The organism is Ruegeria sp. HKCCD7181 (genome assembly GCF_057221055.1).
Genome location: NZ_JBWVBC010000010.1, coordinates 126794 through 147946 on the forward strand (window position 1 = coordinate 126794; position 21153 = coordinate 147946).

General features: G+C 56.0%; 23 protein-coding genes. 8 read left to right on the plus strand and 15 right to left on the minus strand.

The annotated features are described in order from the left end of the window. Positions 1 to 44: 44 nt before the first annotated feature. Positions 45 to 1100, plus strand: a complete 1056-nt coding sequence (gene mutY, locus AC2TCY_RS18250) for an A/G-specific adenine glycosylase (RefSeq protein WP_480849515.1) — start codon at positions 45 to 47, stop codon at positions 1098 to 1100. A 59-nt stretch (positions 1101 to 1159) separates the two neighbouring features. Beyond that, positions 1160 to 2296, plus strand: a complete 1137-nt coding sequence (locus tag AC2TCY_RS18255) for an alkane 1-monooxygenase (protein WP_480849517.1) — start codon at positions 1160 to 1162, stop codon at positions 2294 to 2296. 73 nt (positions 2297 to 2369) lie between these two features. On the opposite strand, the gene AC2TCY_RS18260 is transcribed toward AC2TCY_RS18255, so the two are convergent. The 4 genes from AC2TCY_RS18260 to AC2TCY_RS18275 form a co-directional block, all read right to left on the minus strand. Beyond that, entirely contained in the window at positions 2370 to 3752 is a 1383-nt protein-coding gene (locus AC2TCY_RS18260) for an adenylate/guanylate cyclase domain-containing protein (protein WP_480849519.1), read from the minus strand. A gap of 142 nt (positions 3753 to 3894) precedes the next feature. Beyond that, positions 3895 to 4998: a DNA methyltransferase gene (locus AC2TCY_RS18265; protein WP_480849521.1), complete on the minus strand. Its 1104-nt coding sequence runs from the start codon at positions 4996 to 4998 to the stop codon at positions 3895 to 3897. Between the two features lie 105 nt (positions 4999 to 5103). Further along, a complete protein-coding gene (locus AC2TCY_RS18270) occupies positions 5104 to 5718 on the minus strand; it encodes a ribonuclease HII (RefSeq protein ID WP_480849523.1) in 615 nt (204 codons plus the stop codon). A 109-nt stretch (positions 5719 to 5827) separates the two neighbouring features. Next, complete coding sequence (locus AC2TCY_RS18275) at positions 5828 to 6292, minus strand: hypothetical protein (protein ID WP_480849525.1); 465 nt, start codon at positions 6290 to 6292, stop codon at positions 5828 to 5830. A gap of 177 nt (positions 6293 to 6469) precedes the next feature. Here AC2TCY_RS18275 and AC2TCY_RS18280 point away from each other — a divergent pair, with 177 nt between their 5' ends. The 3 genes from AC2TCY_RS18280 (at position 6470) to AC2TCY_RS18290 (ending at position 9091) form a co-directional block, all read left to right on the plus strand. Further along, positions 6470 to 6757 carry a hypothetical protein gene (locus tag AC2TCY_RS18280; protein WP_480849526.1) on the plus strand — a complete coding sequence of 96 codons (288 nt, stop codon included), beginning with the start codon at positions 6470 to 6472 and terminating at the stop codon, positions 6755 to 6757. Further along, positions 6729 to 7430: a winged helix-turn-helix domain-containing protein gene (locus AC2TCY_RS18285; protein WP_480849528.1), complete on the plus strand. Its 702-nt coding sequence runs from the start codon at positions 6729 to 6731 to the stop codon at positions 7428 to 7430. The genes AC2TCY_RS18280 and AC2TCY_RS18285 overlap by 29 nt, the downstream gene beginning before the upstream one ends. An 89-nt stretch (positions 7431 to 7519) precedes the next feature. Then, positions 7520 to 9091 (plus strand): DUF427 domain-containing protein, encoded by a 1572-nt coding sequence (locus AC2TCY_RS18290; protein WP_480849530.1) that lies wholly within the window; start codon positions 7520 to 7522, stop codon positions 9089 to 9091. 142 nt (positions 9092 to 9233) lie between these two features. Here the strand turns inward: AC2TCY_RS18290 and AC2TCY_RS18295 are convergent, their stop codons facing one another. The 6 genes from AC2TCY_RS18295 to AC2TCY_RS18320 all read right to left on the minus strand — a co-directional run bounded on the left by AC2TCY_RS18295 (position 9234) and on the right by AC2TCY_RS18320 (position 12914). Continuing rightward, entirely contained in the window at positions 9234 to 10031 is a 798-nt protein-coding gene (locus AC2TCY_RS18295) for a DUF1217 domain-containing protein (protein WP_480849532.1), read from the minus strand. Beyond that, complete coding sequence (gene flbT, locus AC2TCY_RS18300) at positions 10028 to 10429, minus strand: flagellar biosynthesis repressor FlbT (RefSeq protein ID WP_480849533.1); 402 nt, start codon at positions 10427 to 10429, stop codon at positions 10028 to 10030. Before flbT ends, AC2TCY_RS18295 begins: the two co-directional genes overlap by 4 nt. Further along, positions 10429 to 10803, minus strand: coding sequence for a flagellar biosynthesis regulator FlaF (flaF, locus tag AC2TCY_RS18305; protein ID WP_480849535.1), 375 nt, complete (start codon positions 10801 to 10803; stop codon positions 10429 to 10431). Before flaF ends, flbT begins: the two co-directional genes overlap by 1 nt. A 77-nt stretch (positions 10804 to 10880) precedes the next feature. After that, on the minus strand, positions 10881 to 12092 hold the full coding sequence (locus AC2TCY_RS18310) for a flagellin N-terminal helical domain-containing protein (protein WP_480849537.1): 1212 nt from the start codon (positions 12090 to 12092) through the stop codon (positions 10881 to 10883). A 209-nt stretch (positions 12093 to 12301) separates the two neighbouring features. Beyond that, complete coding sequence (locus AC2TCY_RS18315; RefSeq protein ID WP_480849539.1) at positions 12302 to 12649, minus strand: flagellar biosynthesis protein FlgN; 348 nt, start codon at positions 12647 to 12649, stop codon at positions 12302 to 12304. Beyond that, positions 12639 to 12914: a rod-binding protein gene (locus AC2TCY_RS18320; RefSeq protein WP_480849541.1), complete on the minus strand. Its 276-nt coding sequence runs from the start codon at positions 12912 to 12914 to the stop codon at positions 12639 to 12641. Before AC2TCY_RS18320 ends, AC2TCY_RS18315 begins: the two co-directional genes overlap by 11 nt. A 110-nt stretch (positions 12915 to 13024) precedes the next feature. On the opposite strand from AC2TCY_RS18320, the gene AC2TCY_RS18325 reads away from it, so the two are divergent. Genes AC2TCY_RS18325 through AC2TCY_RS18335 form a run of 3 tightly spaced genes read left to right on the plus strand, consistent with a single transcriptional unit; the run spans position 13025 to position 15854 of the window. Further along, entirely contained in the window at positions 13025 to 14263 is a 1239-nt protein-coding gene (locus tag AC2TCY_RS18325; RefSeq protein WP_480849543.1) for a flagellar hook-length control protein FliK, read from the plus strand. Between the two features lie 3 nt (positions 14264 to 14266). After that, positions 14267 to 14932 carry a flagellar hook capping FlgD N-terminal domain-containing protein gene (locus AC2TCY_RS18330; protein ID WP_480849545.1) on the plus strand — a complete coding sequence of 222 codons (666 nt, stop codon included), beginning with the start codon at positions 14267 to 14269 and terminating at the stop codon, positions 14930 to 14932. Further along, entirely contained in the window at positions 14925 to 15854 is a 930-nt protein-coding gene (locus tag AC2TCY_RS18335; protein WP_480849546.1) for a phosphotransferase, read from the plus strand. Before AC2TCY_RS18330 ends, AC2TCY_RS18335 begins: the two co-directional genes overlap by 8 nt. Position 15855: 1 nt before the next feature. Here the strand turns inward: AC2TCY_RS18335 and AC2TCY_RS18340 are convergent, their stop codons facing one another. The 5 genes from AC2TCY_RS18340 to AC2TCY_RS18360 all read right to left on the minus strand — a co-directional run bounded on the left by AC2TCY_RS18340 (position 15856) and on the right by AC2TCY_RS18360 (position 21145). Further along, the gene (locus tag AC2TCY_RS18340) at positions 15856 to 17160 is read right to left on the minus strand and encodes an NAD(P)/FAD-dependent oxidoreductase (protein ID WP_480849548.1); all 1305 of its coding nucleotides are present in this window, start codon (positions 17158 to 17160) and stop codon (positions 15856 to 15858) included. Beyond that, complete coding sequence (locus AC2TCY_RS18345; RefSeq protein WP_480849550.1) at positions 17157 to 17975, minus strand: ABC transporter permease; 819 nt, start codon at positions 17973 to 17975, stop codon at positions 17157 to 17159. The genes AC2TCY_RS18340 and AC2TCY_RS18345 overlap by 4 nt, the downstream gene beginning before the upstream one ends. Beyond that, the gene (locus AC2TCY_RS18350) at positions 17972 to 18862 is read right to left on the minus strand and encodes an ABC transporter permease subunit (protein ID WP_480849552.1); all 891 of its coding nucleotides are present in this window, start codon (positions 18860 to 18862) and stop codon (positions 17972 to 17974) included. The genes AC2TCY_RS18345 and AC2TCY_RS18350 overlap by 4 nt, the downstream gene beginning before the upstream one ends. After that, positions 18862 to 19989, minus strand: coding sequence for an ABC transporter ATP-binding protein (locus AC2TCY_RS18355; RefSeq protein WP_480849554.1), 1128 nt, complete (start codon positions 19987 to 19989; stop codon positions 18862 to 18864). Before AC2TCY_RS18355 ends, AC2TCY_RS18350 begins: the two co-directional genes overlap by 1 nt. Positions 19990 to 20059: 70 nt before the next feature. Further along, entirely contained in the window at positions 20060 to 21145 is a 1086-nt protein-coding gene (locus tag AC2TCY_RS18360) for a polyamine ABC transporter substrate-binding protein (protein ID WP_480849556.1), read from the minus strand. Positions 21146 to 21153 lie beyond the last annotated feature (8 nt).

Consider the following 21153-nt stretch of genomic DNA (forward strand, 5'->3'; position numbering starts at 1 on the left):
GAATAACGGGCGCCAGCGAAACCCGACAGGGAGATAGATAAAACTTGCGTGACTCGAGTGATTTTGACGTGAGCGCCGCTTTGCTCGACTGGTACGACGGCCACGCGCGGGAAATGCCATGGCGTGTTGGTCCGGCGGATCGCGCGGCAGGTGTGCTGCCAGATCCCTACAGCGTCTGGTTGTCCGAGGTGATGCTGCAACAAACCACTGTTGCTGCCGTGCGCGACTACTTTCTGCGGTTCACGGCGCGTTGGCCAGACGTAATGGCATTAGCCGCTGCACCAGATGATCAGGTCATGGGTGAATGGGCCGGACTGGGATACTACGCCCGTGCCCGCAATCTGCTGAAATGCGCTCGCGTTGTAACACAGGACCATGGCGGTAATTTCCCCGACAGCTATGACGCGCTGCTGAAACTGCCGGGCGTTGGCCCTTATACGGCCGCCGCGATTTCCGCCATTGCCTTTGATCGGCCCGAGACGGTTCTGGATGGAAATGTTGAGCGGGTCATGGCGCGGCTCTATGACATCCACGACCCTCTGCCGGGGTCAAAACCTCAACTCAAAGAAAAGGCCGCAAACCTGACGCCCGCGACGCGCCCCGGGGATTACGCTCAGGCTGTCATGGATTTGGGGGCTACGATCTGTACGCCCAAGTCTCCGGCATGTGGTATCTGCGTTTTACGTGCCCCTTGCCAAGCACAATTCGCTGGAACTCAGGCCGATCTGCCACGCAAATCGCCAAAGCAGCCCAAACCAACGCGCTACGGCCATGTCTATATTGCCCAGCGGGCGGACGGGGCAATGCTGCTGGAACGTCGCCCCGACAAAGGCCTATTGGGCGGGATGCTGGGTTGGCCAGGATCGGAATGGTCCGAAACCCCATCCGAGGCACCTCCATTCCCGGCCGACTGGCAAACCTTGCCCGGCGAAGTGCGTCACACGTTTACACATTTCCACCTGGTCCTGCACATCTGGACGGCCCACCTACCCGAAGACGCCCAGATCGGGGACCTGATGGTATTGGAAAAACACTCCTTTCGCCCCGGAGACCTGCCTACTGTAATGCGCAAAGCCCATGACCTCTGGCGCGGCCAATAGCCCGATTGTGCATTCCAATTGGACGTGGCTAGTTGGCCGCAATTCTTTGGAGGTTCACGATGATCCCGCCAGGCACTCTGTCCCGTTGGCAATCCGCCCTGCCCTTTTGGGTTTCTTACCTGCTGATCCCGCTGATCTGGGTAGCTGCCTGTTCAGGCGGCTGGTACATTCTGCTGGTTCCGCTTTCGACCTGGTGGGCATTTGCGGTACTGGACAGGTTAACCGGACTAAACCTTGAGAACGCGGACCCAGATACGCCCGACGCAGCGCTGCGCTGGTACATCCTGCTGACACAGGCCTGGGCTCCGGTGCAATTCCTGACGCTCTTTGGATTGATCTGGTATGTGACCGGTTCTGACGCATTGTCTCCGCTGGAGAAGGTTGGCGTATTTTTTGGGATGGGCGTAATCTCGGGTACGGTCGGGATCAATTACAGCCACGAACTTATGCACCAAATGGGGCGACTGGAACGTTGGCTGGGCGATATCCTTCTGGCAATGGTGCTCTATTCTCATTTTCGATCCGAACACCTTTTGGTCCACCACCGCTATGTCGGCACCCCGCGCGACCCGGTTTCGGCGCGATACAACGAAGGGTTTCACCGCTTTTACCCGCGTGTCCTGCGCCAAAGCCTGATTTCTTCCTTCCGGGCCGAGCGCGATAAACTGGCCCGAAAAGACCGCCCGTGGACCGATCTTTCCAACCCCTTCTGGAGGTATTGGTCGCTACAGGGTGTGATGCTGCTGCTGGCTCTGTTCGTCGGGGGCTGGTCGGGCCTGGGGTTGTTTCTCATACAAGCTGGCACTGCAATCTGGCAGCTCGAGCTGGTGAATTATGTTGAACACTACGGCTTGACCCGCAAATATCTGGGCGACGGAAAGTACGAACATGTCCATCCGCGTCATTCCTGGAACGCGTCGCATATGGCGTCCAACTGGCTACTGATCAACCTGCAACGCCATTCAGACCACCATTACAAACCAAACCGGCGGTTTCCACTGCTGCAACACCACACTCAGGACGCCGCACCGCAACTGCCGCATGGGTATCCTGTGATGACGTTCGCAGCGATGATCCCCCCTTTGTGGCGGCGTGTCATGAACCCAAAGGTCCGCGCCTGGCGCCGCCAATACTATCCTGAAATCACCAACTGGCACCCTTACAACAAAGCGCAAAACCCAATGCCGCGTGGATAACTCCGGCATTCCTCCCGACGCAACCGAGAGCAAGGTATCTTCGATGTGTTGCTGACGGTCGAGCGCAAATTGCCTAAAGCACCCAAACATTCATTGGCACGTCTACGCCGCGAACTGCTTGATTTGTCTTCGCGACAAACCCCGACATCGCATCCTGTGCCGCTGGATCTTCACGGCTTACCTGCGCACGCACCGCATCGCTAACGACGATACTTGCTCCAAAGTCACGGGTCAGGGCCTCAAGCTTGGCCGCCACGTTCACCGCATCGCCGATGACCGCAAATTCCAACCGATTTGCGCCGATATCACCGAGAACCACCTGCCCGTAGTGCACTCCGATCCCCACGTGTATTTCGGGCTCGCCCGCCCGGTGCCGATCCTGGTTCCAGCGGTCGATGGCAACGGCCATCGATCGCGCGCATCCCAGCGCATTGTTTGCGTCCAAAGGCGTCGTCACCGGTGTGCCAAACGTGGCCATCAACCCATCGCCCAAGTACTTGTCCAAAGTGCCGTGATGGCGAAAAACCTCAGTCTCCATGCGCGCATGAAACCCTCGCAAGACCTCGATCACATCGTAGGGATCGCGCCCAGCCGCGTATTTTGTGAACCCCACAATATCGATGAACAGTACTGCTACGTTCTCTTTGCGGATCTGCTTCAAGGGCTCATCATTCTGACTCAGCTCCTCGACAACGTTGGGAGAGAAATATCGCGACAGGTTTGCCCTTTCACGTTCAAGACCCGCGTTGGTCATCAATAACCGGTTCAAACGCTGCATCGAAATGGCAAGGGTGACCGCCACCATCACAAAAACGATAACCTGCTGTATGCGCTGAGGGATCATGAAGCTGTTGGGATCCAGAAATTCGGCCACATCTGGATAACCTTGCAATGCCTCGGCGACTTTTTCACTTATACCCGGAATCGGGGTTGCCACCCACGAGGCGACTATCCATCCCACGGTCCACATCATCGCCGTCCACGAGCCAATGGCGATCACAGTTCGCCACGAATAGGCCAGTGTGCCAGCGGCCAGAATGATGAAGAAATACTGGAAATTGTCGAACCGGTACTGCATCGCCAGGGGGCGCACATCGTCACTGAACGGGTTGGGAATGATCATTCCCAGCGTCATGATCAGCAAGTCGACGAAGATCAAAAACAGCTCGGTGCGGGATTGCCCCACCCGACCTGCGCGCCGGATCAGCCAGCCATTGGCGCAGATCAGCAGCAGGATAAAATGGTACCACAACACGTCCCATTGCGGGTTTAGATAGATCAACAGGATGCTTGTAAGCCCCATCGCAACCCAGCGTGCGCGCACGGCCAGTTCCAGACCTTCACGCTTGTGCCGCTCCATCGCGGCCTCGGTGTATTTATTGTCCAGATCGTAGTTATCCGGCTGCGTGAGAAACATCCTGTCGAAACGAGATCGGTTGGTAGTCGCTTCTGTCATGGCCTTGGCCTCCCACGCAGGCTTTCAGGGGGTTCACCCTATGCAAACACCCTTAATGCAAAAACAAAAGACCCCGCCGGGAACGGCGGGGCAAGGCTTAGTGCCTTGTGTCAGGCCACAGGCACCGGCGGTATTTTTGAAATCAGTTGTGCATCTCGGCCCGAATCTGCTGGCGCAGCACATCGATCGGCACCGTTTTGCCCTCACGCTTGAAGCACCAGTAAGTCCAGCCGTTGCAAGACGGCGCGTTTTCCAGATGCGCCCCGACCTGGTGGATCGAGCCCTTGACGTTATCGCCCACCAGCGTGCCATCCGCACGAACCTTGGCCTTGTGGCGCTGGTTCATGGAATAAAGCTCTTCACCCGGACGCAGCATGCCGCGCTCGACCAGCTGGCCGAAGGGCACGCGCGGCTCGGCGCGTTTGCTGGCGCTGACTTCCAGGGCCTCACGGTCAAACTTGCGGACTTTGGCAATGCGTTTTTCGGCCACCTTGCGATAGCTTTCCTCACGCTCGATCCCAATGAACTCGCGGCCCAGCATCTTGGCCACGGCGCCCGTGGTCCCAGTGCCGAAGAAGGGATCCAGAATCACATCACCCGGATTGGTCGACCCGATCAGAACGCGGTGCAACAGCGATTCCGGCTTCTGCGTCGGATGCGCCTTGTCGCCGTTTTCGTCCTTCAGCCGCTCATGCCCCGTACAGATCGGCAACACCCAGTCGCTGCGCATCTGCACGCCTTCGTTCAAGGCTTTGAGAGCTTCATAGTTGAAGGTGTATTTTGCGCCTTCCTGCTTGCTGGCCCAGATCATCGTCTCATGCGCATTGGTGAACCGCTTGCCACGGAAATTCGGCATCGGGTTCGATTTGCGCCACACAACATCGTTCAAAATCCAGTACCCTGCATCCTGCAGGGCCGAGCCGACACGGAAGATGTTGTGATACGACCCGATCACCCAGATCGCACCGTTTGGCTTCAACAGGCGATGCGCAGCCTTCAGCCACTCCCGTGTAAATTGGTCATAGACGCCAAAGCTGGAAAACTGGTCCCAGTGATCATCAACCGCGTCCACCTGGCTGTTGTCCGGACGATGCAGCTGGCCTTTAAGCTGCAAATTATATGGGGGATCTGCAAAGATCAGGTCAACCGACGCCTCGGGCAGACTGTTCATCACCTCGATGCAGTCTCCGGATAGAATCGTGTTTAAAGGGAGCGCGGCTGCGCCCTTTGTCTTGATTGTGGTCATATCACTGCCTCAGTTCCACGGCGCTTTTGCGCTCATTTGGTTGAGACAAGGATGAGTCAAAGATGATTCGCCGTCAATTTCTTTTTTGAATCAGCGGCTTACGATTTACTCTTGATACAAGATATTGTGGACCGTTTTGAACGAACGTCTATGGTGTGGGGTCACGCCGAGATTTTGCAGTGCTTCGCGGTGCTGTTTTGTCGGATAACCGGCGTTTGCTTCCCACCCATAGCCTGGATGCTGTTGCGCCAAATCCACCATCAGTTGATCGCGCCAGTTCTTGGCAATAATCGAAGCGGCGGCAATCGACACCGAACGCCCGTCACCCTTGACCACGGCTTCCGACGGGATCTCTAGCCCGCGCGGGATCATATTCCCGTCGATCAGCAGAAAATCCGGCGCGGGGCCCAGCGCCTCGACTGCGCGGATCATTGCCAGATGCGAAGCGCGCAAAATGTTGAGCTCATCAATTTCAGCGACCGAAGCTTCGGCCACGGCAATCTCGGCCCGTTCCCGCAGAGCGGTATCCAACATGGTACGCCGCTTGAGCGATAGCTTTTTGGAATCGTTCAGTCCTTCGGGAAAGTCGTCGGGGTTCAGAATCACAGCTGCGGCGACCACTGGGCCAGCCAACGGCCCGCGCCCCACTTCATCAACACCGGCAATTCTGACATGGCCTTGCGCCCGCAGTGCCCGTTCCAATTCAAAATCTGGTTTCATGGCAAACGGCAAACCGCTTTTCGGTGCACTACGCAAGAAAAAAGAGGGGCGGCTCGCGCCACCCCCTCCAGCGCAGCGCTTCTGCGGCGCTGCTCCTGCTCGAAAATCGTTACTGGTAAACCACGCGGTATCCTTTCTGGCGCAGGCATGCAGGTTCATACGCCCGCTTCACCTCTTTGCCGTTCCAGAAACCAACCTTGCACTGACTGGGCAGGCTATTGGCATGCTTGTAGTACTTCTTCAGGCATTTCGGCCCAAGCAACTGGCGCTTTGGCGAATAGGCTTTGAAGGTGCGCATGCACCTTTGAGGCAGATCGTAACGCGCCACGCGCCTGGGCACCGGGCGAACCTCGGGATGAACAATCTTGGGTTCCTTGTAGACGTGTCGATACTGGCGGCTGGCCTGGTTCTTGCGTTTTTCCTTGTTGTAGTGATTGACTGCCGCGCCAATAAGCGCAATCGCAGCCAGCCCCCCCAGGATATCCCTGGTATCCGCCGCGCGCGCTTGTGAGACGGATACACCGGTAACGGCGATAGCGGTGGCAACGATCAAGGCGATGAATTTCCGGTGCATGATGCGTGTCCTTTTCGGATGTTGTGGCGAGCCTGTAGCGGACCGCGAAAGTGATGCCCTAACGTTGCGATCGCTCTGGTCAGACAAGCAATAACGCGCGGTTGTTATCCAATATCAGCTGCGTCTTTCCCCTTATGTTATTGAATATCCGGGTTACTCATGCGCAGGATGCGGCCTATGAAACAGATCCTCTCTTCTCTGACCGTCGCGGTCCTGATATCGGTTGGCTCCACCGCGTCGGCGGCGGATTGTTATGCGGATTACAAAGCCAAGCAGGACAATCCGCTGCGGCTGCATTACGGCGTTATGCAGGTGTCGAACTGCAACAAGGGACAGGCCCAAAAAGAGGTCTCTCAGCGCCTGAAAGGTTCAGGCTGGACCTTGCTGAACGTGATGTCCGTGTTCGGGCCGGAAGGGTTGGATCAAAGGAAGGCCAATGCCGGAAAATTCTATCTCCGTTTCTGAGGCACGCCGTTCGGGTGTTCGGCTCGTGGGCGCAGGTATCGCTGCGATTGTTGCCATTCTTGTTACAGCAGCTGTCTTCCTGTTCTGGACGCTGCCCGATGCCAATGCCTTCAACGCAAGGGTCGAGCGGCTGTTTGTCGAGGCCGACCTCACCTCGCAAACGGAAATCCGGTTGCTCGAGATTCTGGCCCAATCCGGCACCGCCTTTGCCGATACGCTGTCCAGCTACCGTATGGTGATTTTTGTTCTGCTGGTCTTTGCAAGCGCCATGTTGGTCGCCGCGCTGGTGTTTCTGGTGATGCTGGTGCTGCTGAACCGGCGCATGGCGCAGATTGAACGAACGGGTATTCAAGTCACTTCCCTTCTGATCAACCGGGAAGAGAACACTGTTTACCTGAACAACATGGATTTCAAACTGACCCCCGCCGCGATGGAAACCCTGTCCATTCTGGCCGAATCCCGGCTGGATGACGAAGTTCTCTCGGGCGTGCAAATCGAGTCGATTATTTCAGGAAAGGAAGCCGCTGACTGCGACGAGGCGGCCGGGGCCACACGGATAAAGCGCCTCAGGGATGCATTGGGCAATCAAATGGTTAGCGAGTTGCTGGTGAAAAACATCGCCAAGAAAGGCTATATGCTGTCGATCGAAAAAGATGTGATACAAATGGTCTGATCTCCGTTTCGGGGTTATTTCGGCCTACCCTCTTGGAAATTACGCCCTCAGGGCCCATCCTATAGTCACCCGGGCAAGGGAGGCTGATGATGAACGTCCATGCCACACCAGGTTTAAGCGGCTACGGGATCTCCGTCGAACGGCTGAAGGGCCGCATCGCGATCTATCGCGGTGATCTGTTGCTGGCAGAAAGCCGCAACGCAAAGGTCATGTACGAAACACGGCTACCGCCGGCAATCTACGTGCCCCGCGAAGACCTGAGTATCGATATCAGCCCCGAGACCGAACTGCAGACTTTTTGCCCTTTTAAGGGGACAGCCACATACCACGACATAGATCTGCCGGGCGAACGGCTGACAAATTCCATTTGGGCTTACGAGGATGCCCTGCCCGAAAGCGCGGCCATTCAGGGGCATATCGGGTTCATGCCCAACGCGTATACGCATGTCGATCTTGGTGAAAACCAGCTGCGCAACCCCGATGACGGCAATATCAGCGGACCTTTGATTGATTGGCTGATGCGTGGAGCGTCCGAGGTTCAGACGCCCGAAGCGTTCACCATGGCGCTGGCCGAAAAGATGCTGGAACATGGGATTGCCATTCAGCGTCTGAGCATTCTGACCTGGTCGCTACACCCGTTGATCGCTGGAAAGCATTACATCTGGGAAAAGGGTGAGGCCGAAATTTCCACCAATATTCCCAGCTACGAAATTCACGATCATCCAGCTTATATCAACAGCCCGTTGCGCCATGTCTCGAACGGCCTTGGCGGAGTGCGGCAACGGCTGAACGACGACAATCCTCACAACAGCTTTCCAATCATGGAGGATTTGCGGGCCAAAGGTGCAACCGACTATGTCGCCATGCCGCTTCGCTTTTCTGATGGGCGGACCAACGTCCTGACCCTGACCTGCGATCATCCCGACGGGTTTACAACCGCAAATCTCGGGCTGGTGTTCGAATGTTCCTCCGTCATTGCCCGGTTCTATGAAGTGTTCATGCAGCGCGAAAATGCTCAGGTGCTGCTGGAGACCTATGTAGGCAAACGAACAGGTGCGCGCGTTTTGGGTGGTGAAATCCGACGCGGCGACGGCGACGACATTGACGCCGCGATCATGTTCTGTGACCTACGCAATTCGACCACTTTGGAAGAGAAGCTCGGCCGCGGCGCCTATATCAATCTTCTGAACAGCTTTTTCGAAACCGTTTCGGGCATCGTGCATGAAAACGATGGCGAAGTTCTGAAGTTTATTGGCGATGCTGTTCTGGCAGTTTTTCCGGCAGGGGAAGACGCCGCGACCGCGCGGTCAAATGCTCAGCGCACCGCGGTTGAAATTGTCGAGCGATTGGCGGAACTGCGGCAGTCGGAACCAGATCATCACTGCGACTGCTCGATCGGCCTCGCCTATGGCCGTGTGACATATGGAAATGTTGGTTCACGCGAACGTCTGGATTTCACGGTTATCGGACATGCCGCCAACGTCGCCGCCCGCCTCGGCGAATACAGCAAGTCGACCGAATACAGAATTGCGGTATCGCAGGATATCGAACCCGCTTGCAAAGACGCAGTGCCCCTTGGTCCGATCAAGCTCCACAATGTGTCGGAACCGGTCATCTGCTACGCCTTGAGAACAGCAGCGGAAGCGACTCTGGATGCCTGAGGATTGGCAGGGCCATAAAGTTAAATGCTACAGCCGACAAAGAACAGTCGATGCGGTGCCCACCGAACCTTCAAGACCTCAGTGTCCATGTTTGAAGAAGAGTTCGACACTGCCTGCCACCATTGAACCAATGCTGCTGCGCCTAAAACTGCGCCCCGAGCAGGATCAGCGCTGTCTGCCCGGGCGAGACCGCTCCCTGGATTTGGGCAATTTGATTTCGGGCCAGATATGTGTCCGTCAACTTTGCGACCGCGTCCGGATCAGTGAATTGAGAAAGGCTTTCAGACCCCGTCACACGCGACAGTCGGTCCTTGAAGACTTCCAATTGCTTGTCGATGTCCAGCTGAGCAAAGGTGGAAGGCAAACCCAAGGCCGTTTCCATCATGCTGCGCAACGGCGGTAAGCCCATCAAGTCATACCACTTTCGGTTATCACTACCCTCCTGCGCTGCGAGGTCGCTCAGCTTGTGCTGCGAATAAAGGGCGATGCGCATTGTATCATCTTCATCACCAACGGCGACTTCGAACCGGTTGACCAGATTATCCCCAACAATCTTTTCCATGTCGGTAATCAGCCCGGTTTTACGCACATCACCGGGGCCCAAACCAAAGGCATCAGAAAACTCGCGATACCTGCTATCTGCCAGTCTGTTGGCCAACGCATCTTCGGCCCGTGTCCCGTCAGACAGTACTTTTTGGATAAAGAAGCGATTGTCCAATTCTGCCTCCAAACCAAACGCACCCAGCGCCACTTGCAGCAGTCGCCGGTCCGAAACCAGATCTTCTGCGGATCGCACCTTGTGAATATTCTCCAGAAAGTACTTCGAATCCCGCTGGTCGAGGTTTGATGCGGAATAACTTTGGAATTGCGCATCGTAGGTTCGTTGCAAAAACCGCCAACCAACCAGCCCGCCCGTTGGTATGACAGGTTGAAAGGTCATTGCCGATACGCCATCAGACGCTCTTCCCGTGGCAAGAGCGAGCGCAAGGATTTGAGGCATTTATAATATTGCTCGGCAACCAAAGCTTCGGTCGCTTCAGCCAGAACCCGGCGGCTGTCAGCATCGGTGAAAACCTGGCTCAACTCCTCGACCCGGCGCAACAATTGCAATCGAGCTTGGTCAGGTTCCACATCGCCGGCCAGAACCAACTGAGCCGCATAACAGACACGGCGCACCGGTGTGTTGACCTCTTCCGGGTGTATCGCGTCTCGCAAGCGTAACACATTGGCCTGGGGCGTCATGATCGAAAACCGGCTGCGGCGATCACCGTTTTCGATCACAACACCGTTGATCAGAACTCTTTCCTTGGGCGCAAGCTTCAGTACCAGACCGCTCATCACGCGCGCCCCATTTGGCGCAACCCGCGCAAAACCGCCATGTTGATTTCCAACAGAGGTTCAACCGCTGCCTTATTGCCCAAAACTTGACTGCTGTGCTGTTCAGTGAACTCAGCCAAATAGAAAATCCGAGCACGCAAGTCGTTCGGGAGTGCATTGTCTGCATCCGACACGCCCGTAGCCAGCACACTCCACAAACGCCGATTTTCGTGCAGCGCCTGCACAAAACCGCTGTAATCCGCTCCCTTACGCGCAGCGGCCGCCTTCAGCCGGTGCGTAATTCTCGATATCGCTTCATATTCTGTGTCCCGAGGCGTCCGCGTCGGAGCGGTTGACTGCCCATAGGCCCGTTGTGCAAGAGCTTGCGGTGTCACTTGAAATCCTTCCAATTGTCTCACAGGGGGCTTTCGTTACCGGGGCGCGATGCGCGCGCCCCGGATCGTGTCCGCAATTAACGGAACAGCGACAGGATGGACTGCGGTGCCTGGTTGGCAATCGACAGCGATTGCGTTGCCAGCTGCTGTTGTACTTGCAGCGCCTGCAAGCGGGCCGAGGTCTCTTCCATATCGGCGTCAACCAGCGACCCGATACCGGATTTGAACGAGTCCGCCAGGTTCGAAATAAACTCTTTCTGGGTCTCGATGCGGCCCTGAGACGAACCAAACGCTGCCGAAGCATCGATCGAAGTATCAATTAGCGTTTCAACCGCTGCCAGAGCAGCCGTTGCCCCCGGACCGGTCGACACATCAATGCCTGTCAGCGCGCCCAATCCACCAGATCCCGCGTTCACATACTGAGCCGAGAACGATACATCCGCTCCGGTGCCGTTTGTCACAGAGAGAGTGCCTGCGGTACCAGAGTCATAGTCGACTGTTAGACCAGAGATGCCTAACTCTTCGATTTTTGCCTTCAGGCCCACGGCAACAAGATCACCGGTTGTAGTGGCCGCGGCATCTGCTGCGGACACCGTGTAGGACACGACTTGATCATCAATCGCGACAACCACTTTGTCCCCAGCCGCAAAAGCACCGCTGGTTTCGTCTGTGACCAGTGCAGTCGCGGAAGTTGCACCATTGTCGATAGTAGCACCAACCCGGTCATTGCCAGTTGAAGCACCCGTCGAACCATCAAAAACCTGCGCCGCGACGTAACCACCGGTCGAAAGGTTCTGGCCGGCGACAGAGATGGATGAAGCCGTTACCGCACCAGTGTTGTCGCGATCCAGTGAGGCGAGGATCGAGGCAGACCCCGTAGAACCGTCAACTAGGTTGAGGCCGTTGAACTGAGCCGCACTCACTACCGAAGCGATTTGTTCCTTCAGCGCGGTAACGTCATCATTGATTTTCCCTCGATCAACATTGTCTTCCTGCGCCGCGACGATCTTGCTCTTCATCTGAGTCAGCAGGTCGGTCACGGTTTCAGCGGCGTTGCGGGCCACAGCAACGGTCGATTCACCTAACGCAAGGCTGTCCTTGATCGCATTGAAGCCGTTCACGTCCGATTCCATCACTTTCGAAATCGCCCAGACCGCCGAGTTGTCTTTTGCCGTTGCGACATCCTTACCTGTCGAGATCGCGTTCTGGGTTTGCGCCAGGTTCTTGTTGACCGACTTAAGGGTTTGCAGCGCCACCATTGCGCCGTTGTTCGTCAGAATGCTGGACATTTAAGTCATCCTTCTTTCGTTCGGGCGCATTTAACGCCCATGTTGACCCCACCTGAGCGGTGGGCATTCTGTCGTTCTGACCTGTGCGTCGTGCCTTGCGGACAGCGCGCCACCCGTGCTTCAGGTGCACGGTAACGTTTGACTGCTATCCCCTAACGGAGTGCTAAAACGTCTGAACTTGAAAGATTGAATTTGATTCAACCTGTGCCTCAGGCTCTTTTTTCCAGCTTAGTTTTGCTGCGCACTGCAAAACCGCTGCGCTGACCCGCCGCGTCATAGGTAGTGAATTCCTGACGAACTTTCCTCAACTCAGACATTCTGTTTGCCACGGCGCGAATCCCGTCGGCGGCGCTGTTCAGCAGGGCCTGGTTCCGCGCGACTTTTTTTTGCACGCGGATCAGATCCTGACTGTCCAACACATGCAGTTCATTTATGGCATCGATCAGTTTCGCCTTTTCCGGTGCCATATTGCCCAGGCGATCCAGGTCGCCCTGAACCAGCGCCGCACGTTCCAAGTCCAGAACTTCTTCCAGCGCATTGATCAGATCATTCGCCATGGGCTTTCTCCATCATTGCATTGAACAGGATTTCGGAAAGACCGATGCCGCCGGACCGCGCAAGCTGTTGCGCCTGATGCTGCACCAAAATCGAGGCGAACTGATCCTCGCCTGTTCCGCCCCCGAATGACTGGCGTGCTTTACCCAAGCCTGCGGATTTCAACATTTCGGCCAGGAACGTAGCCTCCAGTTCGACTGCGGCTGCTTTTAGCTTCGATTCAGCCGAAGGAGGGGGCGCAACAGGCGTGGTCACTGGAATCTTCATCGGGTTCTCCGAAAATTGCTTCGAACTTTCACGATCAAAGAGGATAGCGGTTAAAAAAAACGTAACTTCCTGAGTGCAAATTCCGGTCATACAAACGGAGCCGGAGCAAAATGCCCAACCCGCTGATACTGACACCCAGCGCCCCGAAGGTTGCGGGAAGACACGAGGCGAACCAGCACGAATCCAAAGATTCCAACAGATCTTTGGCCTTTCAGGATGTTCTGAATGACGATTCCACCGTCGAGGTAGCCGAGAACAATTTTGCGGAAGTACCAATTGCGGAAGTCGCTGCCGAATCGGGTTCGGAAACACCCGAGGCCGATCCATCCCTGCAAGCTCCGCTCTTGCCAGAGCCCACAAAGCAGGAGGAGAACGCCCCACCCGCCGAGTTGCTCAGGGCGCACTCCGATACATCGCGTTCAATTCGAGACCTTCCTGAAAGTGGAACAAATGCGAGGGGTGCAACGACAGTGGTGCCAGAGACCGGGATCTCCGGGAAAAGTGAGATCCCCTCGTCAGACGATAAGATGAGTGTAAAGGCTTCGAACCAAGCGGCATCTGGACAGCAATCTGGACAGACAACTGGTGACCATAGGCGAACGCCATCTGGTCACATCGCAGAACAGACGGTAATCATGCAGGCAGGTCGGCAGACCTCGATCCGAACTGAGGAACCGCTTCGTTCTCAGGAAAGATTTAGGGGCGAGCCGACGCCAACCGCAGAGTCAGTGAGCGTTTCCACACCCGCTGCGACTGGCATCGGTACGAAGGTTGCTTCGGCAACAGCTAGTCAAACTCAGTTGTCATCCCACCCGGAATGGGATCGGTTGAACGATCGAACCGAAACAAACCACTTAGGTGAGACTGAAGGGATTGCGCACCAGAAGAGCGAACCAATTCCCCATAACATTCGGGATGCCGGGCCGCATCAATCTCTCGCTTCTGCCCGCTCCGAGATGGCCCGCGCGATAGCTGGGCAAATGGCTGCAGTCATTACGACCAAAGCCGGTCCTGGCGGGGTCGAAATCGCCCTGAACCCCGAGGAATTGGGCCGCGTATCGATTGTATTGAACGGGCGCGAGGACGGATTGCATTTGACCATCGCGGCAGAGCGCCCTGAAACACTGGATCTGATGAGACGTCACATTGCGGTTTTGACAGACGAATTTCAGAGGCTTGGTTATGGCGACCTGTCTTTTGATCTTGGTACATCAGCAGACACGCCACAGGATGACGCCTCAGCCAACTCTCAATCACCCTTTGACGCTGGCGATCTGGACTCGGAGCCAGAAAAGACTGCCAGACCTTACCCAACCGGCCACACCCACGGCCTTGATATAAGGCTTTGACCCATGATCTCTGCAATCAATTCTTCCGCGCAGACCAGCGCGCCGCTCAATGCAAATGGTGGTGCCAAGGCGTCAGCACTGGCCTCTGATTTCGAAACGTTTTTGCTGATGTTGACAGCACAGGCCCGCAATCAGGATCCGCTGGAACCCTTGGATTCATCGGAATACGCTTCCCAACTGGCGCAGTTTTCAATGGTAGAACAACAGGTCCAGACAAATGACCTGCTGTCCAATCTTGCCGTCGCACTCGGCAGTGTCGACCTGGACCAACTAGCCAGCTGGGTTGGGATGGATGTACAGGCCGCCGTTGCATTTCGCTTCGATAGTGAACCCGTGACGATCTCTGCGACCGCGGACACGTCTGCCGATCGCGCTTTCATGGTGATCCGGAACGCCGACAGCGCTGTTGTCGACCGTATTCCCGTACCCATCGACGGCACTGAATTTGTGTGGGCCGGAGTGGACAACACAGGCAGTCTGATGCCGGCCGGTACCTATTCAGCTACGCTCGAAAGCTATAAGGGCGCAGATTTGTTGTCGCAGAAACCTGCCGCAGTCTACAGCAAGGTTGTTGAAGCCCAGATCGAAGGCGGCTCGATCGTCCTGACTCTCGACAGCGGAGCCGAAATTCCCGCAGATCAGATCAGCGGGATACGAACAGGTGCTTGATCTGCAGAGCGGCGCGGTCCAAACCTTGGCAAATCGCGACTCGCCTGAAGAATTGGGTACTCCTCTGACTGATCTTTCTTCTCCACCACCTGATCTTGTCACCCTGCTCGGTGAAGAAGGGCTTGTCGATTCAGGTGCTCGATTTGAGACATTGTATGGGGGGCGTACAAATCAGGTTTGGAAAGTGCAGGACAAATGCAGTGACGCTGTTCTCAAGCTTTACAGAACCACACTGAGGAACCCTTTGTTCCGCAACGATGCCAGTCTCGAGGCCATTTGCCTGCGTGCGTTAAAAGAAACGGGCTTTGTACCAAACTTGCGCGCGACCGGGTCATATAATGGCGACCATTGGGTTTTCTACGACCATGCTCCGGGCGTGCCGTGGCGGCAGAATACAGAAGCGGTCGGCCAGCTTTTGAGAGAATTACATGCTCTGCCTGTGACAGTCGCGGCTCCCGCCGGGTGTAACGGCAGCGCAGATCTGGCCCTGCATGCTGAGCAAATCCTTGATAATTGCCGGTCTGAGAAGCGCGAAATTCTTACGACGCTACGCCCTCGCCACACCGTCGCCCCGCTACACAATCGATGCCTGGTGCACGGCGACCCTGTACCAGGTAATATTCTGGTCGCCGCCTCGGGTCTTACACTGATAGATTGGCAATGCCCGGTTATGGGCGATCCATGCGAGGATCTGGCCATGTTCCTGTCGCCTGCCATGCAACAACTTTACCGGGCTGCGCCTTTGACGCCAGCAGAACAGACTCAGTTTTTGGCGGCTTATGACCAAGACGAAATCGTTGTCCGGTATGAGGCCCTCCGCCCTTGGTATGCGTGGCGCATGGCAGCTTATTGCCTTTGGCGTGCAGAACGCGGCGCAACAGACTACCTGACCGGTTTCGAACTGGAGATTGACGCGCTTTGATTCACTTAAGATCAGCCAAAGCCAGCAGAGCATAAGCAGGCGGCATCAAAGCCCGCCGCCATTTCCCCAAAGGGAATTGTCGCGGTTGGTCCGAAATCGCCCTTGGCAATCCAGACGGCTGACCCAACGCCATACGTGCCAGCGCCCTTCCGCAATACGTCCCCATGGCAACGCCGTTTCCATGATAGGCAAACCCTGCGAACATCCCCGTTTGACCTGGAACAGGGCCGGCAAAAGGCGTCAATCCACGCGACAGGCAAACCATACCCGACCAAATATGCGTGGGCTCAACGCAGCCCCATGCCGGAAACATGCGCCGGAAGTCCTTTACAAGACTGCGCCGAATCCCCGCTTCGGCTGAAGGCGAAGCTGATAGCCCACCGCGCATTCCAAACAGAAACCGCCGGTCGGGCATCAGACGGAAGTAGTGCAATAGATTGCGTGTATCATAAGACATCTGATCGGTGGTCCAGCCCTGAGCCTGCAATTCAGCTTCGGTCAAAGGGCGTGTCACCAAAACAGTCGACTGCGCGGGCATATACCGGGCGGCCATCCAATGTGGTACGTCCTCGCTGGAATACCCGTTGGTACAAATCAAAACCTGCTTGGCCCAAACGCGACCCTGCGCGGTCAATAGATCGAAGCCGTTTTGGGTATTGATCACGTTCAAAACAGCACTTTTCTGGAACAGGGTTGCTCCTTGTGATTTCGCGGTAGCGGCTAGGCCAAACAAGTATTTTCTTGGGTTCAAACCAAACCCAACCGGCAACGTGTAACCACCATGAAACTGCCCGCCAAACCCCAGCGCAGGCAGTTCATCGGGCTCGTGCAGCACGCCATGCTTATCCGCCGATTTGCGCAGCCGCTCCATCGCTTTGGAAGAATGGGCCAGCTGAGTTTCCCCCTTTGAATGGATGTCTGCATCGATCTGATTGTCCGCAATCAAGTCGGCGACCAGAGATACCGCATCCACTTCGGCCTGTTCATAGGCGATTGCACCTTCCGAGCCGTAGCGGCGGGCCAGTGCCGCGTGATCCAGCTTCGATCCGCCAAGGCAACAAAATCCGCCGTTGCGCCCGGACGCACCCCAACCCGGCGTTTCTGCTTCGAGTACCGCAACCGAAACGCCGTTTTTCGCCAGATGCAGCGCTACTGAGACTCCGGTGAACCCACCGCCGATCACTGCGACGTCGACTGTTAAATCACTGTCCAACTGTGGCCAGTTCGGCGAAGTGATGGTTTCATCCCACCAACACCCCGCACGCGGCCCAGGGCCGTAAGCATAGTCTGAGAATAGGCGTCTCATTCCGTTCTTGCAGCGGCCAGTTCATCTTGGCGCTGGCGCACCATTGCGCGTTTGGTCACCAGTGACGCGGTGATCACGCCTACTGTAACAACTGCGATCATCAGGGTGGATAGGGCGTTGATTTCAGGGCTGACGCCCAGACGCACGGCCGAGAAGATCTTGATCGGCAAAGTTGTCGCCGACGGCCCCGAGGTAAAGGACGCAATCACCAGATCGTCCAGAGACAAGGTAAACGCCAACAGCCAGCCCGAGATCACCGCAGGCGCAATGATCGGCAATGTGACCAGGCGGAAAGCCTGCGCCGGAGAACAGCCAAGATCCAGCGCGGCCTCTTCCAGCGACTTATCGAAGGTCACGAGACGAGACGAGACGACAACTGAGACAAAACACATCGAAAAGGTCGTGTGGGCCAGAACGATGGTCAGGATGCCTCGGTCCAGGCCGATGCCGATGAACAGCAACAGCAGCGAAAGACCGGTGATCACCTCGGGCATCACCAGCGGCGCGTAAATCATGCCGGAAAACAGCGTTCGGCCAAAAAACCGCCCGCCACGGACCAGAACGTATGCTGCGGCCGTCCCCAGAATGGTTGCCAACGTTGACGAGAACACCGCGACCCGCAGCGTCACCCAAGCCGCATCCAGAAACGCCTGGTTCTGGACCAGTTCCCCATACCATTTGGTCGAGAACCCAGCCCAGACAGTGACCAGTTTGCTTTCGTTAAAACTGAAGATGATCAGGATGATCATGGGGATATAAAGGAACGCGAACCCGAGCGTCAGAGAGACCGCGTTGAACCAGCTCATCCTTTTCATTGTTCGGCCTCCGTCTGCTTCTGCTGGTTACGCTGGAACAGCACAATTGGCACCACAAGGATCAACAGCAGAACCACCGCCACGGCGCTGGCCACCGGCCAGTCGCGGTTTGAGAAGAACTCTTCCCACAGCACTTTGCCGATCATCAGAGTTCCGGAACCGCCCAGCAGCGACGGGATCACGAACTCACCGATCACCGGGATCATCACAAGGAAACACCCCGCGATTATGCCCGGGCGAGACAGTGGGATGGTCACCAGCCAGAATGCCTGAATACGCGAGCAGCCAAGATCCTCTGCCGCCTCGATCAGCGACTCGTCCATGCGTTCAAGCGCCGAATAGATCGGCAGGATCATGAAGGGCAGGTAGGTGTAAACGATGCCGATATAAACCGCCGTATTGGTGTTCAGAATGGTCAGCGGGGTCGAGATGATGCCTGTCCACAGCAGCAACTGGTTCAGATACCCTTCGTTGCTGAGAATGCCCATCCACGCATAAACGCGGATCAGGAACGAGGTCCAGAAGGGCAGGATAACCAGCATCATAAGCGTCGGGCGCCATTCCGTGGGCGCGCGGGCCATGCCATAGGCAATGGGATAACCTACAAACAGCGTCAGTACGGTTGAGATCAGCGCGATCTTGACGCTGGACAGATAGGCTTTCCAATAGAGGTCATCTTCGGTCAGCCAGATGAAGTTCTCGAAGTCCAACTGGCTGAAGAAATCTTTGATCCCCGCCCAACCCTGCGCCAGATCCAGTGTCGGTGTATAGGGCGGAATAGCCAATTCAGTGTCCGACAGGGAGATCTTCAGAACAATGAAGAACGGCACCAGAAACAGGGCAAGCAGCCAGACATAGGGGACTGCAATCAATAAGGCGCGGCGCATCAGTTCGCCAGCAGAACCGCGGCTGTTGCTGTCCAGGACAGCCAGACCGGGTCTTCCCATGTGAACGAGCGGCGGGAGATTCGTCGGGTATTGGCAGTTTGAGCTTTGATTATCGTGCCGTTTGCCAATTCGACATAGTAGGTAGACAGGTTCCCCAGATAGGCAATGTCGTGCACTTTGCCTTGAATTGCGTTGATGGCGTCTGCGGGGCGCTCGGAAGAAATCGTCACCTTTTCGGGTCGAATCGCAATGTTGCAGGCCTGTCCGTTCGCAAGGTCCACTGACGACGTGGCCGTCAGGGGCGCTTGACCTTCAGCCCAGTCAATTTGATAGGTTTCATCTCCGTTACCGGTCGCCCGGCCCTGGATGATGTTCACATCGCCAATAAAGTCCGCAACATAGATCGAGTTCGGTGTCTCATAAATGCGATCAGGGGTGGCGACCTGCATCAGTTGTCCCTGATCCATGACGGCCACACGGCTGGCGACGGTCATCGCCTCTTCCTGATCATGCGTCACAATCACGAAAGTGGTGCCGGTCTTTTCCTGAATATCCATCAATTCGAACTGAGTGTCCTGGCGCAGTTTTTTGTCCAACGCGCCCAGAGGTTCGTCCAGCAACAGCAGTTTCGGCGCCTTGGCCAGGGATCGGGCCAGCGCAACCCGTTGTCGCTGACCACCCGAGATCTGGTGCGGCTTGCGGCGGGCGAACTGTTCCAGTCTGGTCAGGCGCAGCATTTCCTCGACTCGATCCTCGAGATCGTGCTTGGGCATGTTATCCCTACGCAAGCCAAACGCGATATTTTCCCAAACACTAAGATGTGGAAACAACGCATAGGACTGGAACATCATATTCACCGCCCGCTTGTTTGGCGGGATCGGGTCTATGTCCTGACCGCCCAGCAAAATATGCCCTTCAGTCGGGGTTTCGAACCCAGCCAACATCCGCATCATGGTTGTTTTGCCGCACCCGGATGGACCAAGCAGAGCAAAGAATTCTTTTTCGAAGATATCCAGGGACAGGTTGTCGATGGCCGTGAATTCACCAAACCGTTTGGTGACATTCTGGAACTGGATCAAAGGTTTCGCCTGCGGGTCATCCCACGGCGCAAAGACGGTAGAGTTCAAAACGGCCCCCGTTCGGCAATCTGTAAAAAAGGGGCAAGGCGACAGGGTCGCCTTGCACAGACAAATCGGATCAGGTGCCCGATTTGATCTTGGTCCACATACGTGTCACGACACGTTGCGTTTTTTGTGGGTAAGAGCCCTTGATATAAGTATTTTCCATAGCTTCGGGCGAAGGGTAGATGGCCGGATCTTCGATCACGTCGGCCTCCAGGAATTCCTGAGACGCCTTATTACCGTTGGCGTAATAGACATAGTTCGACGCCGCTGCCATATTCTGGGCATCCAGCATGAAATCGATGAACTTATGCGCCCCATCGGGGTTCGGGGAGTCTACCGGTATGGCCATTTGGTCGAACCACATCTGCGACCCTTCCTTGAAGGCGTTATACGCGATTTCAACCCCGTTTTCAGCCTCGGCAGCACGGTCACGCGCTTGCAACACATCACCCGAGAACCCCACAGCTACACAGATCTCGCCGTTTGCCAGCGCATTGATATATTCCGAACTGTGAAACTTTTTCACATAGGGCCGCACGGCGGAAAAAACTTCTTCTGCCTTGGCGAGTTCTGCCTTGTCGTGCGAGTTCGGATCGTAACCGGCATACACCATCGCGGCGGGTACCATCTCATCTGGCGCGTCCAGGAAATACACACCGCACGCGGCCAGTTTTTCCATATTTTCGGGGTTGAAGATCAATTCCATCGAGTCGACGGGGGCGTCCTCACCCAACACTTCGTGGACCTTGTTAACATTGACACCTAGACCGGTCGTTCCCCACATATAGTTGACTGAGTGCTTGTTGTCGGGATCGAACCGGGACACCCGTTCAGCAATGACATCCCATTCGTTGCCAATATTAGATAGTTTCGATTTATCCAGTTCCTGAAAAGCGCCCGCCTGAATCTGTCTACCCATGAAGCTGCCCGTCGGCACCACCACGTCATAACCAGACCCGCCGGCCAGCATCTTGGTTTCCAGAACCTCATTGCTGTCGAACACGTCATAGATCAGCGTCAGACCAGTCTCTTCCTGGAATTTGCTCAGCAATTCTTCATCGATGTAGTCAGACCAGTTGTAGACGCGCACCTCTTCGGCGAAGGCTGCCGAAGTCCCCAATGCAACGACTGCTGTCATCGTCAGCGTTTTGATATCCATTTTGCTCT

Coding starts and splice junctions, on each gene's coding strand:
- AC2TCY_RS18255 (WP_480849517.1), top strand. CDS start 1,160: ATGATCCCGCCAGGCACTCTGTCCCGTTGGCAATCCGCCCTGCCCTTT.
- AC2TCY_RS18260 (WP_480849519.1), bottom strand. CDS start 3,752: ATGACAGAAGCGACTACCAACCGATCTCGTTTCGACAGGATGTTTCTC.
- AC2TCY_RS18265 (WP_480849521.1), bottom strand. CDS start 4,998: ATGACCACAATCAAGACAAAGGGCGCAGCCGCGCTCCCTTTAAACACG.
- AC2TCY_RS18270 (WP_480849523.1), bottom strand. CDS start 5,718: ATGAAACCAGATTTTGAATTGGAACGGGCACTGCGGGCGCAAGGCCAT.
- AC2TCY_RS18275 (WP_480849525.1), bottom strand. CDS start 6,292: ATGCACCGGAAATTCATCGCCTTGATCGTTGCCACCGCTATCGCCGTT.
- AC2TCY_RS18280 (WP_480849526.1), top strand. CDS start 6,470: ATGAAACAGATCCTCTCTTCTCTGACCGTCGCGGTCCTGATATCGGTT.
- AC2TCY_RS18285 (WP_480849528.1), top strand. CDS start 6,729: ATGCCGGAAAATTCTATCTCCGTTTCTGAGGCACGCCGTTCGGGTGTT.
- AC2TCY_RS18290 (WP_480849530.1), top strand. CDS start 7,520: ATGAACGTCCATGCCACACCAGGTTTAAGCGGCTACGGGATCTCCGTC.
- AC2TCY_RS18295 (WP_480849532.1), bottom strand. CDS start 10,031: ATGACCTTTCAACCTGTCATACCAACGGGCGGGCTGGTTGGTTGGCGG.
- flbT (WP_480849533.1), bottom strand. CDS start 10,429: ATGAGCGGTCTGGTACTGAAGCTTGCGCCCAAGGAAAGAGTTCTGATC.
- AC2TCY_RS18310 (WP_480849537.1), bottom strand. CDS start 12,092: ATGTCCAGCATTCTGACGAACAACGGCGCAATGGTGGCGCTGCAAACC.
- AC2TCY_RS18315 (WP_480849539.1), bottom strand. CDS start 12,649: ATGGCGAATGATCTGATCAATGCGCTGGAAGAAGTTCTGGACTTGGAA.
- AC2TCY_RS18320 (WP_480849541.1), bottom strand. CDS start 12,914: ATGAAGATTCCAGTGACCACGCCTGTTGCGCCCCCTCCTTCGGCTGAA.
- AC2TCY_RS18325 (WP_480849543.1), top strand. CDS start 13,025: ATGCCCAACCCGCTGATACTGACACCCAGCGCCCCGAAGGTTGCGGGA.
- AC2TCY_RS18330 (WP_480849545.1), top strand. CDS start 14,267: ATGATCTCTGCAATCAATTCTTCCGCGCAGACCAGCGCGCCGCTCAAT.
- AC2TCY_RS18340 (WP_480849548.1), bottom strand. CDS start 17,160: ATGAGACGCCTATTCTCAGACTATGCTTACGGCCCTGGGCCGCGTGCG.
- AC2TCY_RS18345 (WP_480849550.1), bottom strand. CDS start 17,975: ATGAAAAGGATGAGCTGGTTCAACGCGGTCTCTCTGACGCTCGGGTTC.
- AC2TCY_RS18350 (WP_480849552.1), bottom strand. CDS start 18,862: ATGCGCCGCGCCTTATTGATTGCAGTCCCCTATGTCTGGCTGCTTGCC.
- AC2TCY_RS18360 (WP_480849556.1), bottom strand. CDS start 21,145: ATGGATATCAAAACGCTGACGATGACAGCAGTCGTTGCATTGGGGACT.